Below are 15401 nucleotides of genomic sequence, written 5' to 3'. Positions count from 1 at the left end.
CTCATGTGCCACTGTCGCCTGCCCCGTCGCGGACTTCTTCACTAACCTTCTTTTCTCCTTTTTTAATCACCCAAATGCTTAGTTCATAGAGCATAATTATGGGGATTGCCAGGAGCAGCTGGGTCACAACATCGGGGGGGGTAAGGAGGGCACCCACGATGAAACTTACTAATATCGCATACTTTCTTCTTTTTTTCAGAATGGCGGAATTCACAATGCCGACCCTGGCCAAAAAATACATGAAAATGGGCAGTTCAAACACAACGGCGAAGGCGATCAGCAACTTCATGGTGAATCCCAGGTATTCCCGCATGGAAATCATGGGCCGTATAAACTCGGTGGTAAAGGTGAGGAAAAAGGCGAATCCCAGGGGGAACACCAGGAAATAGGCAAAAAGGGCGCCTCCGATAAAGAACAGCGAGGAAATCACTACAAAGGGTACTATGTATTTTTTTTCCGATGAATACAGTCCGGGTGATACGAACTTCCATACTTGGTAAAGACTGTAGGGACTGGTAAGAAAAATAGCCGCGAAAAAGGATACCTTGAGGTAGGTGAAAAATGCCTCGGGAAGGCTTGTGAATATCATCGAGCCCTCGCCGGGCATGACTCCTTCCAGGGGATACATGATAATCCCGAAAATCCGTTCTTTGAAAAAGAAACAAAGAACAAACCCGACGCACAGGACGATCAGGACGCGGATAAGGCGGGTACGCAGTTCCTCAAGGTGGTCGGTGAGGGGCATTTTTTCTTCGTCGATTACGGTATCATTCATGGGAGAACTTCATGCGCGGGCGCATTCAGGGAGTTTCACGCGGAAAATACTATGAATGGGACGGCGGTTGCTCCTCTTCTTCGCTTGTGTCGTTGTCGCTGTCTTTGACATCCTCTGCAGCCTCCGCAGCAGGAGAGGCGCCTTTGTCCTGGTTCTTGAGAGCACCGTGGATAAGGGAATTTTTTATATCATCGGCATCTTTCTTGAATTCATCGACATGGAGACTTTCCTTGACATCGTCTGCGGCCCGCCGGAATTCAGCAAGCCCTTTTCCAAGTGATTTCGCCAGGTCGGGTAGTTTTTTCGGCCCGATAATGATGAGGGCAACGACCAGGATCACTACGAGTTCAGTCATTCCGATACCAAACATAAAGCGCCTTCTTCCTGCTGAGAATAATGTGAGGACTATACCCGGAGTTTACGATTATTGTCAATCAGTTTCCGGTTCCGCTGCTGTCCGCTCATCCGGACAGGCCGACCGGCCTTGCGTCGTTTCATCCTTCAGGACGACACGTATGTCTTCCACGAGTTGCTGCGCCAGGGCGGCCATGACCTCGTTCATGGCTTCCACCAGACCGGCAGGTCCGTCCCCGGCAATGATCTTCTCCCGGCTGTAGGTGTTTTGAAACAGCACACGCTCCGGCACGCTCTTTGGGAGGGTGTCCAGGAAAGTCGCCGTAAACCGGAGAACCGCCTTCCTGCTTCCGTGGTCGATTTCCTCATGGCAGTCGATGAGCCTCCCCTCCAGGCAGTAGCGGCTTTTCTCATAGGCGTAATCGACGAAAAGGGCCTTGAACATGTGGGCGTCCAGGAGCGTTGAGGCCACGTATTCCGTAACCATATCGGCGGGGCTGTCTTTCCACCGATGGTAGTGATAAGCCGCGCTCCTGAAGGGAGCGGACCGGTATATCATCGCATTTCCCCGGCAGTGGTGTGCCGCAGTAAAGCGCAGGACCGCCACCGTATCCTGCGTGAGGGGAGTGCCCCGCGAGGGGGATACCCCTAATTCGGGCTGTTCGAGTACATAGCCGGCTATCTCCGGGGTCGCGGTTCTCCCCCCGGCACATCCGGATATGACAAGAAGGACCGTGACGGCCATCACCGCCGGTATGGCGGCCCTGAAAAAATTTTTTCTCATGATTCTACCGTTCTCCTCCTCCGGCCGGCTCCGGCGGTCTGCTGAACAGTATGTCCGAGGGATTCAGGGAAAGCCGCCTGACAATGTCGTCGATGGCCTGTGTCGTACCGCGAAGCCGGGAACTTATGTCCCTGATTTCAAGAGCCGTGAAACGCACCGTCCTTTCAAGCTCTTCCATGAGTTCGCCCGTCTGCTCCTCCAAGGCATCCATACGGTCTCGAGCATGCCCTGTCGCCCCGGGAATGTCGGCCTCCGTTACGGCCCTTTCAACCAGATCAACGACCCTTCGTGTGTCCGCGAGCAGGCCGGTCAGCTCCGCAACGATTCGTTCCGGCTCTCCTTCGGCCATTATCCGGTCAAGACCGCCAAGGGTTCGTTCCAGGCGACGCATCGAGCCATCGAGGCTAAGGATCAGGTCTGTTATTTTCGGATTGTTCAGGATGACATCAGCCGCCCTGACCGCAGAGTGGAGATCCCGGGACAACTCCTTGAGGTCGATCTCGCCGATCTGGTCCGCAATGGTGTTGATCCGCGTAAAGATTTCGCTTATCCCCGACGGTCGTGAGGGAATAAGGGGATATTCGGGGAGGAAGGAATGCTCCTGAATCGTTTCCGGATCGTCCTTTGACCGCCTGTTGAGTTCCACGAAAACCATCCCCGTGATGCCGAGGGGCTTCAGTTGCGCCACTGTCGCGCGCTGAAGCTCCTCATCGATATTTATTTTCATGACAACCTCAATGAGTCGGTTATCCGGCGCGATACCTATACTCTCAACGCGGCCCACGGTGACTCCGCGGTACTTGACCGTCGAATCGGCGGAAAGACCCTGCACGGATTCGTCAAAATACGTGACGTACCTGTCGCCTCCGGCAAAGTAATCGGATGCGCCAAGCCACACCACGGCGGCCACACCGATCAGGATGCCGATGATGACAAAGAGACCGATCATAAACCGCGACCTGTTTCCCGCCATTGTCACTCTCCTCGCGAACCCTTCAGCCAACTCGCCTGTTGAGAAAATTTGTAACCCGCAGGTCCCGTGAACTGTGCATCAGTTCACGGGGATCACCTTCCGCTATGACTCCCTTCTCTTCGCCGTCAAGCATAATCACGCGGTGAGCTATGTTAAGAATCGATTGAAGTTCGTGACTGACGACGATCATCGTGGTCCCCATACCCTCGTTGATACTGACGATCGTCCTGTCCAGCTCCGCCGACGTCACGGGGTCCAGGCCCGCCGAGGGCTCATCGAAAAAGAGAATCTCCGGATCCCGGACCATGGCCCGGGCCAGGCCCGCTCTTTTCTTCATGCCTCCCGACAGTTCAGCCGGCAGCAGGTCATCATACCCGTCGAGACGGACCATGCCGAGTTTCATGCGAACGAGCATTTCCTTCAGTCTTGCCGGCATGTCGGCATGTTCCGCCAGGGGGAGGAATATGTTTTCCGACAGCGTCATCGACCCCAGCAATCCACCGGACTGGAACAGCACTCCGAACCGTTGGCGGATACGGACCCTGGTTGCTTCATCGGCGGCGTGGATATCGATGCCGTTGATGAGCACCCGCCCCTCAACAGGGGTGAAAAGGCCGATCATGTGTTTCATCAGGACAGTCTTTCCCGAACCGCTTCTTCCCATGATCACCAGGACTTCGCCACGGTATACCTTGAAGCTCACATCCTTCAGGATCGTTGTCCCTTCGAGTCGGGCCGTCAAACCTTCAACACTGACGACTTCTTCCCGACTTTCATCGTTCATGGTGTCTCCCGCTCCGTCAAGACCGCCGGCCATATCCGCCGCGCGGGCGCTTCGCCATCATGGTTGCTGCCGCCTCAACGGCCATGTATCACAGGTAGTGAAAGACGACAGCAAAAATTGAATCGGCAAGTACTATCAAAAATATGGACGTTACGACGGCCGAGGTTGTGGCCGTTCCGACGCCTTCTGCTCCCCGCTCCACCCGCAGCCCCCGGTGGCAACCGATGCCGGATATGATGGCCGCAAAAACGACAGACTTGATAAGGCCCGTGGTAATGTCGGACACGGCGATGCTGTTGCCGGTCTGGTTGATATAGGTCATGAAGGTCAGGTCAAGACCAAGGACACCCACCACCAGGCCTCCTGCCAGGCCGAACAAGTCCGCGTAGAGCGTCAGGAGGGGCACTACGATAAAAGCGGCCATAACCCGGGGGACAACGAGAAATTTCATGGGATCGAATCCCATGATGACAAGGGCATCGACCTCTTCATTGACCACCATGGTACCGAGTTCCGCGGCAAAGGCTGAACCCGACCGTCCCGCGACTATAATGGCCGTCATCAGGGGTGCCAGTTCCTTGACCATGGCTATGCCCACAAGGGGGGCTACAAAAATGTTTCCACCCAACGGTTTTAACTGTAGTGACGACATGAAAGCGATGATGAGACCAACGAGCAAACTGATAAGGCCCACGATGGGAAGTCCCTGAACGCCTATCCGCCTGACGTTGCTCGCCACGTCAACCCACCTGATTTCCGGGACATGCGCGAGAGAGTGCACAAAGGCCAGGATGATTTCTCCCAGGAATGTAATGAGGGCCCTGAACTCTCTCGCCGCTGTGATTGTCATGTCCCCGATTCCAGCGACGGGGCGCACCGCCTGTTCCTGCGGATGGGGAAGGCCTCCGGACAGATGTTTCACATCCGCGAGACTCATGATCTTCCGGGTATGAGAGCTGAGATTGGTCAGTTCAACGGGTAATCCACCGTCTTCAGCCTCTTCTTTGAAGGTCGCAATGAGCAGAGCGGCCGCTGTATCGAAATAGTCAACGCCGGAACAATCGATGGTCAGTCTCGACGGCTTCAAGTCCTGAACATGGGATTTCATGTCAGTGGAAACACGGGGCATGGTGTCGAGAGACAGGGATCCCATAAGGGAAATCACCACGTGACTCATGGCGGAACCCGTAACATTCAGGCGCACGCTTCCGTCTCGCTTCTTCACGGCGACATTCCTCCCATGAGGGGAACCGACCGTCCCGCCCGTCTATTGCCGCTCTACCGTTTGCCCCTGTGCAGGATACCTTTTGTTATATTACAGAGGTGATTGCTGATTCTCTCAATATTGGTGAGTATGTCGGAGAAGACAAGACCCGCATTCTGGATGCATGACCCTTCTTCCATGCGCTTCAGGTGGTTGAGCTTGTACTGGTCAATGAGAACGTCGATTTCCCGCTCGATAATGAGGGTTATTCGGGCCGCCCTCTCGTCATTCCTGTCCAGGGCCTGTTTTGTGTGTTTCATCAACGCCTCGGTTTTGTCGAAAAGACGCCCCATTTCGGCCTGCGCCTGGGACGAAAAACTGAGGTCCTTCTCATAGAGACGTTGAGAAAGGTTGACTATATCTTCGCAATAGTCGCCGACTTTTTCAACATCATTGACGCTGTGGAGAATGGCCGGAACCAGTCGACGCTGCTTGTCGCTCAGACCCGCCTGGGTGATCCCTACGAGATAGGAGGTGATTTTCTTCTGCATATCATCAACGGAGCTTTCATCGACCATTATTTCACTCCGTAGTTTGTGGCTATAGCTTTCAATACACTCCCGTGTCTTCTGAAGCATGTCCCGGCAGACGGAAAGCATGACCGACAGCTCCCTGATGGAGGCACCGATGGCCAGAGCAGGCGTCGACATCAGGGAAGGTTCCAGGAACCCTCCTTCCTTCTTCTCGTAATCCTCTCCTGGAACCAGCTTCTCCAGCAATGTTACGAAGAAAGGAACAAAGGGCAGCATAATTATGGTGTTGAATACGTTGAATATGGTATGCGTGTTGGCGATCTGACGGGCGATATCTCCGGAAAGTATGGGCATACAGTGCAGGTAAAGCGGAATCATGGGGAGCGCTATGGCGGTTCCGATTATATTGAAAAGGGTGTGACCGAGGGCAAGACGTTTGCTTGCCCGCCTGCCGCCTATGCTCGCGATGAGCGCCGTGATGCAGGTACCGATGTTGTCACCAAACACCAGATACACCGACGCGGGCAGGTCGAGCAGGCCGGCCGAGGCAAAGGCGATAACGATCCCTACGGTTGTGCTGCTGCTCTGGAGAATGACCGTGATGATGATACCCGTCAGCACTCCCAGCAGGGGGTACGTTCCGAAGGAAAGAAAGAACCGTATCATGGTATCGTTCTCGGCCAGAGGCTTCACCGATGACCCCATCAGCGCGAGACCGAGAAAGAGAATACCGAACCCGAGCAGCGCCAGGGCCTTTTTTTTTGTCTTCTCCTTCCTGGCAAAAAGGTGAATCATTGCTCCGGCAAAAACAATAACGAAGGCTGACTTGGTCAGCTTGAAGGCGATCAGCTGGGCCGTCAGGGTGGTACCGATGTTCGCCCCGAAAATGACGGGAAGGGCGGCAACGAGGGTGAGCATGCCCGCGTTGAGAAATCCGATGAGTATAACCGATACGGCACTTGAGCTCTGGACGAGAGAGGTTACGATGGCGCCCAGGAAGGCGGATTTTACACGGTTTGAAGTTATCTTTTCGAGAAGGTCCCGAAAAAGACCCAGTGACAAGGCTTTCAGAGAGTTGCTCATGAGGTGGATGCCGAAGAGAAACAGTCCCAACCCACCCACGACTCCGGCTATTACTTCAGCATACATACTCTGAAAACCTCGGAAAATAAGGAGCCATACCGGGGAAACAGTGTTTCGAGATGAACATAACCAATTGTATTTATTATCTCTGTCGTCTGTCCCTGCCTGAATACCTATATGATTAGGAACCCCCTGTCAAACACTATTTGAAAGAGGACTCTCGCGATACCAGCGTCTCATGTCTTGACTGAACCCGATCAAATTGATTATCCAATCCTATACCGACAGGTGTGATGACCTGTGCGTTTTCAACACAGACACGTGGACTGCCCGGAGCGGGGAAAGGAGAACATCATGTTTGATTATCTGCTGTCTAAAGATCAGCTCGCCTTCAGGGACGAAATCCGTGACCTGGTACGATGGGTTCCCAGGGAAATGATTCTCGATATGGACAGGGACAAGATCACGTTTCCCGTGGAATTTCTCCGGGAGGCCGGTCGTCGGAACCTGTTGGGCTGTCGTTATCCGAAAGAATGGGGCGGCCGGGAGATGGACTGGGTAACCACCTGCATGGCCATGGAAGAGGTAGGGACCCTGGGATACGAATTCGCCTGTGTATTCGGCGTCGGAGCCGAACTGGTCTGTGACGCCGTCATTCTCCATGGAACGGATGATCAGAAGGAACGGTATGTCAGGCCTCTTTTGAAAGGTGATCTCTTCGCCGCCGAATGTCTTACGGAACCGCGAGGCGGGTCCGACTTTTTCGGCGCCGTCACCGTCGCGGAAGACCGGGGCGATCATTTTCTCCTGAAGGGCCAGAAACGTTTCATCGTCGGTGGAGAAAGGGCCGATTTTTTCCTGGTCTACGCGCGGACGGACACCGGTCCCGACGCAAAACCCCGGAACTCAATCACCGCCTTTATCGTCGATCGGGGACCGGGAGTTACAACACAATATCTTTACGGACTCATGGGCTGTCGGGGCGGCGGAACAGCACGGATCGTCTTCGACAACGTGAAGGTGCCTCGGGAAAATATCCTGGGCCGTCTCAATGGAGGCTACGATGTTTTCAACACCATGATGATCCCCGAACGGCTGGGTACGGCAGCCATGACTATCGGCGCCGCCCGCCCGGCACTTGAAATCGCCACGAATTACACAACTCGGCGAAAGGCCTTCGGCCGGGTCATAGCACGGTTCCAGGGCGTGAGCTTTCAGATCGCCGAGGGCGCCATGCTGCTCGACGCGGCCCGGTCCATGGCCTATTGTACCGCCCGGGCTGTGGATGAAAACGTGCCCATGCATCGAATCAGGCGTATGGTTTCGGAGAGCAAGAAGTTCATCACCGAAGCCTGTCAGAAGGTAGTTCACAATGCGATGCAGGTGACAGGCGGCATCGGGTACACGAACATTCTTCCCATCGAGCGGATTCATCGGGACATCCGCCTCGCTTCCATCTGGACTGGAACGAGCGAGGTAATGTCAATGATCACCGCTCACGAATGGTACCGGGAATACCTGGCTGAAAAGGCTCAGAAGAATATTCGTGATTACGAGTCCGACGCGGAAGAAGCCGGGGCGGAGGATGAACTGATCTACGAATGACGACGAAAAAAGCTGTCGACGGTCACCGCCCGCTCTACTGGACTATCCAGGTGGTTCCGTCGGGACCATCCTTGAGGTGAACACCCCGTGCGAGAAGAGAATCCCGGATCCGGTCCGCCTTCGCCCAGTCTCGATCACGGCGGGCCTGGGCCCGTTCTCCGATACGCGCCTCAATTTCATCGCTGTCGAGATCGCGTACGCGGAGTTCCCGTTCCCGATCGGCCCGGAAGTATTCCTTGGGCTCCTCAAGGAACAGACCGAGGACTTTCCCCAGATCACGCAAGCAATTTCGTGCCCTGTCGAGGACAAAGAGTGATTCCCGGGATGGTTTGGGACCGATCTCTTCCAGATAGCCGTTGATCTGTCGAACGGTATCAAAAATGTAGCCGATGGCCCGGGCTGTATTGAAATCATCGTCCATGGCTTCCGTGAAGCGCTCGGGGAGCAGGTTGATCTTCCCGAACATATCGCGGTCTTTGCCCGTAAGGTTTTTTTCGGAAAGATCGTCGATGATCTCGCCGTCGGCACAGCGTTGTTTCACCGCCAGGATCATGCGATAAAACCGCTCAATGGCAACCCGGGCTTCCCTGAGGCTTTCATCGGAAAAATCGATGATTGTCCGATAATGGCTCTGGAGCATAAAAAGACGTACCACTTCGGGATGGTACTGCTTGAGGATGTCCTCGATGGTAAAAACATTACCCAGAGATTTTGACATCTTCTCACTGTTGATTTTCACAAATCCGTTATGGATCCAGTATCGGGCGAATGGTTTATCCGAAGCCCCTTCGGACTGGGCAATTTCGTTTTCATGGTGGGGGAATATCAAGTCCTCCCCACCACCGTGAATGTCGAATGTTTCCCCGAGGTATCGCTGGCTCATGGCGGAACATTCTATGTGCCATCCCGGGCGGCCTCGTCCCCAGGGACTGTCCCACCAGGGTTCTCCTTCCTTCGCGGCTTTCCAGAGAACAAAGTCGAAGGGATTTTTCTTCCGCTCATCCACTTCAACACGGGCACCGGCCATCATCTCGTCGAGGGATCGTCCCGACAATTTTCCGTACCGGGAAAACCGGTCGACGGGATAAAACACGTCTCCATTCGTACGGTAGGCAAGCCCCTTTTCCAGAAGTCGCTCGATGAGCCGGATCATTCCCTTGATGTTCTCGGTGGCCCGTGGTGTCACGGTGGGACGGGATACCCCGAGGGCATCCATATCCTCGTTGTGGCGTCGGATATAGGTGCCGGCAATTGTATCTATGTCGACGCCCTCGGCCCGCGCCCTTTCGATTATCTTGTCGTCCACATCGGTGAAGTTCTTGACAAAGGTTGTATTGTAACCACGGTACTTCAGATAGCGGAATATGACATCGAAGACAATGGCAGACCGGGCGTGTCCGATGTGACAAACATCGTAAGCGGTGATACCGCAGACGTACAGGCCCACCTTCCCATCTTCCAGGGGGTGAAACTCTTCCTTGCGTCTGGTCATGGTGTTGTAGATTTTCAAGGTCATGGCAACTACCTCACTGCCTTTCATAGAACGACGCTTCTCAAAGAACGGAGGGCAGGCCGCACCCGGAGCGCATCCGTTGAATAGTTGAAAGGAAGCCGGTCATCGTCGAATTGAATGTTCAGGGAAACAGAGGAACCAGCCCAAGACCCCGATCCTCGGGCAGGCCGAACATGATGTTCATGTTCTGGATTGCCTGGCCGGCGGCTCCCTTGATAAGGTTATCGATAGCCGAGATAACCAGTATCTGCCCGGTCGAGTCGTCGACGGCAATTCCCAGGTCACAGAAGTTGGAACCTTTCACCGAGGAAATAGAGGGAACAATACCCTCATCACAGATCCTCACAAAAGGCGCGTTACTGTAAAATTCCCGGTACACCTCGATCAGGTCGGCAGGTCGGACATTCTTTGCTGGTGTGCCGTACATGGTACTCAGAATGCCTCGGTTTGCCGGAATCAGGTGCGGTGTAAAAATGACCCTGATGTCGAAACCCGCGAGAAGCGAGAGTTCCTGTTCAATTTCCGGCCTGTGCCGATGGGCGCCGACCTTGTAGGCCTTGAAGCCCTCGTTGACCTCACAGAAGAGCGTTCCCGCGTTCAGTGTCCTGCCGGCACCGCTTGCCCCCGACTTGGCGTCGATGATGAGAGTTCGGCTGTCGATCCACCCGCCCTTCAGGAGCGGGGCCAGTCCCAGAATCGCACACGTGGGATAACACCCGGGGTTTGCCGTAAGCCGGGCTTCGGTAATCGCGTCCCGGTACAACTCCGGGAGGCCGTAGACTGCCTCCGGGAGAAGCTCCGGAGAACGGTGGGGCAGGTACCATTTCTCATAGGTCACCGGGTCGCGCAATCGAAAGTCGGCGCTCAAATCGATGACCTTCTTGCGGGCCTCGAGAAACCGGGGAGCGGAATCCATTGCCTCTCCGTGGGGAACGGCGAGGAATACGGCGTCACAGAACTCGGCAACCGCCTCCGGTGACGCGTCCATGAACTCGAGATCCGTGAGTCCCCTGAAATGGGGGTACAGGTCCGGCACGGCTGTCCCCCTGTACCGGCGCGATGTGATGGCCGTAACTTCACAGTCGGGGTGGTTCAACAGTAACCGCAACAGTTCCTGCCCGGTATAGCCGCTCCCTCCGTAAATACCGATTTTCACCATCGAAGACCTCCAGCAAAAAGGGGGCCGGAGCCCCCTGTGCCGTTGCACCTGACTGTTACCGTTTCGAGTATTGGAACCGCTTGCGCGCACCCGGCTGACCGTACTTCTTCCGTTCCTTGATCCGGGCATCACGGGTGAGGAAACCAGCCTTCCTGAGAACCGCCTTCAGAGATTCGTCATATTCCACAAGTGCTTTTGATATACCGTGCTTGATCGCCCCGGCCTGTCCCGAGGTCCCCCCTCCGCGAACGTTTACCCGGACATCGAATTTTCCCCTCATATCCGTCACATCCAGGGGGCGATTAACGAGATTCTTCACCGTTTCGAGCTGGAAGTAGTCATCAAAGTTTCTCTTGTTGACCACAAACTCTCCCGAACCTTCCCGCATCCATACCCGGGCCACGGCCGTCTTTCTCTTGCCCGTCGCGTAGTATTGTTTTACCGCCATGTACCGTTCCTCTTTTTCAGCTTTTGTATTCCGGAATCTTGGGTAACTGCGCCCCGTGAGGGTGTTCGCTTCCGGCGTAAATTTTGAGTTTCTTGAGCATTTTCCTTCCCAGGGTGTTTTTGGGAAGCATTCCCCTCACGGCCATGCGCAGGAGATTCTCGGGTTTTTTTTCGAGCACATCTCTGGCCGTAGCCGATTTCAATCCCCCGGGATAACCGCTGTGCCGGTAATACACTTTTTCGGCACGTTTTCTGCCCGTCAGTGTAATCTTTTCAGCATTGATGACCACGACAAAATCGCCCGTATCGACGTGGGGTGTGTAGAGAGGCGAATTTTTGCCCTTAAGTCTTCGGGCGATATCGCTGGCCAGACGTCCCAAGACCTGTCCGTCCGCGTCGTAGAGATACCATTCCCGTGTTATGTCCCCGCTTTTTGCGCTGTAGGTTTTCATAATCCACCGTGAATCAGTATTAAAAAATAAAAGTGTACCCTATGCAATTACTCCGTCCTTGTCAAGAGGAAAAAGCTGTCCCCGCGGGCGACAGGCGATGCGCGCCGCTTCCGACCCGCCGGGTTTTTCTAATCCCCGTGGGGAAGGCTGCCCGTAATCTCCGGCATGGTACCCAAACCGGCAAGAGTGATAATCAGCATGAATGCCCGGTCATCGTAGCTGTCGGTGTACTTTAACACCACGTCCCAGCATTGTTTCCGGTAGGCAACGCCGTAGGTGGTTTCCAGGCCTTTTTTCTCCATCCGGTCGTATATCCGTTCAAGAAAAAGAGTGAGACAATCCGTTATCCGCCCATTGAAGCCGATATCGAACTGCTCAACCACGTTTTTTGTGTACCGATATTCCATCGTGGCCGAATCCCCCCTCCAGTCCTGAAGTTGGAGAAGTCCGTTCAAGATTCTCCAGTGGCTGTTATAGGCGTCCAGCGAGGCGTCACCGCTGAACCGCACGAATGGATGAGGCGTCAAGGAAAGCTCCATGTCATATTCGCTGAAAGGTTTCTTTTTTTCACCCCCGGCAGGCACGGCCCGTCTCGCTTCCCGGATGTTGTAGGACTGGCCTATCTTGAAGTTTGCAAGTTCCCGGTACGATTTGACACCCTCATCATCCTTGAGCCGCGCCGTAAACGTATTGTTAATGGAATAGGAAACACGGTTTTCTTCATCCACAAAAGGAACGAAATCAGGCCGGTTGTCCTGGGATACATATGGGCTGAAACGATATGATATTTCAGGGATTATAGAATGACGCACCACATCTATGGAACCCTTGCCAACTGAAAACAGGCGGCTCACCTCTGACGTCAGGGTTGAACCGACATGATACAGGGTCCTGCCGGCGCGTCTTCCGGGCTGCTTACCGGTGCTGTCTTTACTGTCCCAGCGGGTTTCCCGGATACCCGCCTCCGGAATAAATCGGAAATAATTTCCCGCCCTGAGAGGAAGCGATATGACGGGAGCCGCATCAAAAACATGGCCCCTGTAGCCTGTTTCCCGGTAATAGTAGCCATAGGACGAATCTATCTCGAAGTCAAAGGGGGTATTCAAAAAGGGCTGTTTCATACCCGTAAAGGTGATCTCGGGATATTTCTGAAGTGTCCTTTCATTGGAATGAAGGCGCAGATTGTCCTTATATTCTCCCAGCGCCGTGATATTGAAACGTTCCCAGGCCTTGGTGAGTCGGACCGTCGATGTTAGATAGGCGAGGTTCTTGTCTCCCGTGAAATCCACACGCCGGAACGGTCGGTCACCGCTCTCACCATAGTGGTCACTGTAATAATTATGTGACTCGAAATCCCGGAAATACCAGTTGTCTGAAATCTTTTTCATGTTCGCTCTGATCGACAGGCCTGAATCGAAACGGCTCTCATGGTCCAGATACCATGACCATCGGTCCCGTGACTCCCGCCAGTCTCTGAAAAGCTCCCCGTCACCGTCCCTGGTCGTAATATCCATGCCGTCCCTGAGATAGTCGGCGTAGAAGGTCCCGAAAGAATTCTCGCCGAGAAAGTACCGGAACTCCGCTCCCTGCTGGTATCCCCGTTTGTCCATGTAGCGTTGGAACAGGGTGACGTCCATGGCGTCCGACAGGACGTGGTAGTAGGGGATCCCCACATCCCAGCCCAGCTTGTCACTGGAGTAGGCAATCCTCGGGTACAGAAACCCCGACTGGCGGGTCGTCTTGGCAGGGAATATCATCCAGGGGATGTACAGTACCGGGAAGTCACGTATTCTGAAGGTTCCGTGTCTGATTGTTCCGTACCCGTCGATGGCTACGTTAATCCTTCGGCCCGTAATTTTCCAGTCAGGTACATCCCCGCAGCAGGTCGTCACTTCGGCATCCAGAAGACGGTACTCACCCTCTCCCCGTTTCTCGATGGTCTTTCCCCTGAGGAATACCTGACTGGGATCATAAAAAATCCTGCCGTCGAAAATGGTCCCCACCTTTGTGTTGACATTGAGCACAGTGCGGGACCCCTCCATGATATCCCCGCCGCTTTGTATGAAGACATTTCCCTCGGCCCCGGCGTCGCCGGACTGAACCTCGAGGCAGGCCCGATCAGCCTTCAGGTATCCTCCATCGAAGGTAATAACCACATCTCCTTCCGCCTCATAGCCTTCCGGGTCGCTGATATACCGAATACGTTCAGCCTCGATATGAGTCGGCCCCGATGGATTCTTCTGTGCCATGGTGAGGCAGGGCTGGAGCAGCCAAAAAACAGCCAGGACAAATACGACGGCCGATGCTGTGATAAACCGGAACATGGACAGGGGGCTCCCTCTTTGTGATGTCGCTTCCAGTACACATTTCACCGCATGGATAGCACAAAGAATGGGATTTGAAAAACCTAAACTCTGACGGCTTCGCATTCGATGGTCCCGCGACTTACGGGGACGTCACGCTCTGTCTTCCGCCCGCTTAACGGCACCGACCAGATACAGTGAACCGGCTACCAGGATCAGGTCCTTTTCATCAGCCAGTTCCCGGGCACGAAGCATCGCTTTCTCAGGATCGGGAACAGACTCATAGGTGGTCCCCCGCCCCACAGGAAGCCACGTCTCCCGGCCCGAAAGATGAAGCGCCCTGTCTGACCCTGACTGAGGTTCGGTGATAATAATGGTGTCAGCCATGGCGGCAAGAAGGGAAAGCATGGTCTTGTATCGTTTGTCTCTCATGACACCGAAGACGACGAAAAGTCGCTCCCAGGTGAAATCGTTCTTGAGGGACCGGCAGAGCGCTCTTACTCCTTCGGGATTGTGGGCCCCGTCAACGATGACCAGGGGGCTACGGTCGATTATCTCAAGCCTGCCCTCCCAGCGGACAGATGCCATGCCACCGATGATGGCTTCGTCATCCACGGTCATGCCCTTTTCTGAAAGGATTTCGATCGAGGCAAGGGCCAGGGCGGCGTTTTTCACCTGGTATCCCCCTGCCAGCGGGAGTGGCACATCGTTGAGTGCGCGCGTCAATCCGCGGTAGGAGATTCTCTGTTCTCCCCGGCGTCGGGCGGCAAAATCCCTGCCGGCCCTGATGAGTCGCGCCCGGCGTTCCTCCGCAATCGATTCGAAGACATCGAGTGCCCGCTTTTGTGTCGCCCCGGTTATGCAGATCCCTCCCTCCTTGATGATTCCGCCCTTCTCGGCGGCTATACGGGATATACTTCTCCCCAGGTACCGTTCATGTTCCAATGAAATAGTGGTGATAAGGGAAACCTCGGGAACAACACAGTTGGTGGCGTCAAGCCGGCCTCCCAGGCCTGTCTCGATCACGGCGACATCAACTGAATGCCGTTGAAAATGGAGAAAGGCCAGTGCCGTGACAACTTCGAAAAAAGTCAATTCATCGGTCACGCGCGGACGAAGGAGTGTGACCAGCCGCGCCAGCTCGTCCTCACCGATCATGACACCGTCGATCCTGATACGTTCCCTGAAACAAACGAGATGGGGCGACGTGTAAAGACCAACCCTGTACCCCGCCCGCTTAACAATGGAAGCGATCATGGCGGCAACGGAACCCTTGCCGTTGCTGCCCGCGATGTGTATGGTCCTTAATGACCTGTGGGGATTTCCGAGAGACTCGAGAAGCTCTGTTACGGGGCCGAGACCAAGATGGATTCCACGATTTTCGAGACTGAAGAGATAGTCAAGCGCTGTCTTGATGTCCATGAAGTGTTAC

13 protein-coding genes and 1 pseudogene are annotated in these 15401 nt (G+C 54.6%); 1 reads left to right on the top strand and 13 read right to left on the bottom strand.

The window, feature by feature from the left end; all coding sequences use genetic code 11:
* Position 1: 1 nt before the first annotated feature.
* From tatC to M0Q23_04490, 7 genes and pseudogenes are all read right to left on the bottom strand, one after another.
* Entirely contained in the window at positions 2-775 is a 774-nt protein-coding gene (tatC, locus tag M0Q23_04520; GenBank protein ID MCK9527904.1) for a twin-arginine translocase subunit TatC, read from the bottom strand.
* Between the two features lie 244 nt (positions 776-1019).
* A pseudogene (locus M0Q23_04515) lies at positions 1020-1130 on the bottom strand (twin-arginine translocase TatA/TatE family subunit).
* 75 nt (positions 1131-1205) lie between these two features.
* Positions 1206-1913 (bottom strand): ABC-type transport auxiliary lipoprotein family protein, encoded by a 708-nt coding sequence (locus M0Q23_04510; GenBank protein MCK9527903.1) that lies wholly within the window; start codon positions 1911-1913, stop codon positions 1206-1208.
* A 4-nt stretch (positions 1914-1917) separates the two neighbouring features.
* A complete protein-coding gene (locus M0Q23_04505) occupies positions 1918-2886 on the bottom strand; it encodes an MlaD family protein (GenBank protein MCK9527902.1) in 969 nt (322 codons plus the stop codon).
* Positions 2887-2908: 22 nt separating this feature from the next.
* Positions 2909-3670: an ATP-binding cassette domain-containing protein gene (locus M0Q23_04500; protein MCK9527901.1), complete on the bottom strand. Its 762-nt coding sequence runs from the start codon at positions 3668-3670 to the stop codon at positions 2909-2911.
* 88 nt (positions 3671-3758) lie between these two features.
* On the bottom strand, positions 3759-4895 hold the full coding sequence (locus M0Q23_04495; protein ID MCK9527900.1) for an ABC transporter permease: 1137 nt from the start codon (positions 4893-4895) through the stop codon (positions 3759-3761).
* Between the two features lie 53 nt (positions 4896-4948).
* Complete coding sequence (locus M0Q23_04490) at positions 4949-6556, bottom strand: Na/Pi cotransporter family protein (GenBank protein MCK9527899.1); 1608 nt, start codon at positions 6554-6556, stop codon at positions 4949-4951.
* 288 nt (positions 6557-6844) lie between these two features.
* On the opposite strand from M0Q23_04490, the gene M0Q23_04485 reads away from it, so the two are divergent.
* Entirely contained in the window at positions 6845-8095 is a 1251-nt protein-coding gene (locus M0Q23_04485) for an acyl-CoA/acyl-ACP dehydrogenase (GenBank protein ID MCK9527898.1), read from the top strand.
* Positions 8096-8129: 34 nt separating this feature from the next.
* On the opposite strand, the gene cysS is transcribed toward M0Q23_04485, so the two are convergent.
* The 6 genes from cysS to M0Q23_04455 all read right to left on the bottom strand — a co-directional run bounded on the left by cysS (position 8130) and on the right by M0Q23_04455 (position 15391).
* On the bottom strand, positions 8130-9635 hold the full coding sequence (cysS, locus tag M0Q23_04480; protein ID MCK9527897.1) for a cysteine--tRNA ligase: 1506 nt from the start codon (positions 9633-9635) through the stop codon (positions 8130-8132).
* A 94-nt stretch (positions 9636-9729) separates the two neighbouring features.
* Positions 9730-10767 (bottom strand): N-acetyl-gamma-glutamyl-phosphate reductase, encoded by a 1038-nt coding sequence (argC, locus tag M0Q23_04475; GenBank protein ID MCK9527896.1) that lies wholly within the window; start codon positions 10765-10767, stop codon positions 9730-9732.
* A gap of 55 nt (positions 10768-10822) precedes the next feature.
* Positions 10823-11215, bottom strand: coding sequence for a 30S ribosomal protein S9 (rpsI, locus tag M0Q23_04470; protein MCK9527895.1), 393 nt, complete (start codon positions 11213-11215; stop codon positions 10823-10825).
* A gap of 16 nt (positions 11216-11231) precedes the next feature.
* Complete coding sequence (gene rplM / locus M0Q23_04465; protein ID MCK9527894.1) at positions 11232-11666, bottom strand: 50S ribosomal protein L13; 435 nt, start codon at positions 11664-11666, stop codon at positions 11232-11234.
* Between the two features lie 128 nt (positions 11667-11794).
* Positions 11795-13990: an LPS assembly protein LptD gene (lptD, locus tag M0Q23_04460; GenBank protein ID MCK9527893.1), complete on the bottom strand. Its 2196-nt coding sequence runs from the start codon at positions 13988-13990 to the stop codon at positions 11795-11797.
* A gap of 132 nt (positions 13991-14122) precedes the next feature.
* Positions 14123-15391, bottom strand: coding sequence for a bifunctional folylpolyglutamate synthase/dihydrofolate synthase (locus M0Q23_04455; GenBank protein MCK9527892.1), 1269 nt, complete (start codon positions 15389-15391; stop codon positions 14123-14125).
* Between the last annotated feature and the right edge of the window lie 10 nt (positions 15392-15401).

Source organism: Syntrophales bacterium (assembly GCA_023228425.1).
Taxonomy (GTDB): Bacteria; Desulfobacterota; Syntrophia; order Syntrophales; family UBA2210; genus MLS-D.
The sequence above is the reverse complement of the archived record's forward strand: the minus strand, read 5'-3'. Positions and strand labels throughout refer to the sequence as shown.

Excerpts from the sequence above, each read along its gene's own strand:
- M0Q23_04485 (MCK9527898.1), top strand. The coding sequence starts at position 6,845 with ATGTTTGATTATCTGCTGTCTAAAGATCAGCTCGCCTTCAGGGACGAA.
- lptD (MCK9527893.1), bottom strand. The coding sequence starts at position 13,990 with ATGTTCCGGTTTATCACAGCATCGGCCGTCGTATTTGTCCTGGCTGTT.
- M0Q23_04455 (MCK9527892.1), bottom strand. The coding sequence starts at position 15,391 with ATGGACATCAAGACAGCGCTTGACTATCTCTTCAGTCTCGAAAATCGT.
- M0Q23_04500 (MCK9527901.1), bottom strand. The coding sequence starts at position 3,670 with ATGAACGATGAAAGTCGGGAAGAAGTCGTCAGTGTTGAAGGTTTGACG.
- M0Q23_04510 (MCK9527903.1), bottom strand. The coding sequence starts at position 1,913 with ATGAGAAAAAATTTTTTCAGGGCCGCCATACCGGCGGTGATGGCCGTC.
- tatC (MCK9527904.1), bottom strand. The coding sequence starts at position 775 with ATGAATGATACCGTAATCGACGAAGAAAAAATGCCCCTCACCGACCAC.
- rpsI (MCK9527895.1), bottom strand. The coding sequence starts at position 11,215 with ATGGCGGTAAAACAATACTACGCGACGGGCAAGAGAAAGACGGCCGTG.
- argC (MCK9527896.1), bottom strand. The coding sequence starts at position 10,767 with ATGGTGAAAATCGGTATTTACGGAGGGAGCGGCTATACCGGGCAGGAA.
- M0Q23_04505 (MCK9527902.1), bottom strand. The coding sequence starts at position 2,886 with ATGGCGGGAAACAGGTCGCGGTTTATGATCGGTCTCTTTGTCATCATC.
- rplM (MCK9527894.1), bottom strand. The coding sequence starts at position 11,666 with ATGAAAACCTACAGCGCAAAAAGCGGGGACATAACACGGGAATGGTAT.
- M0Q23_04490 (MCK9527899.1), bottom strand. The coding sequence starts at position 6,556 with ATGTATGCTGAAGTAATAGCCGGAGTCGTGGGTGGGTTGGGACTGTTT.
- cysS (MCK9527897.1), bottom strand. The coding sequence starts at position 9,635 with ATGAAAGGCAGTGAGGTAGTTGCCATGACCTTGAAAATCTACAACACC.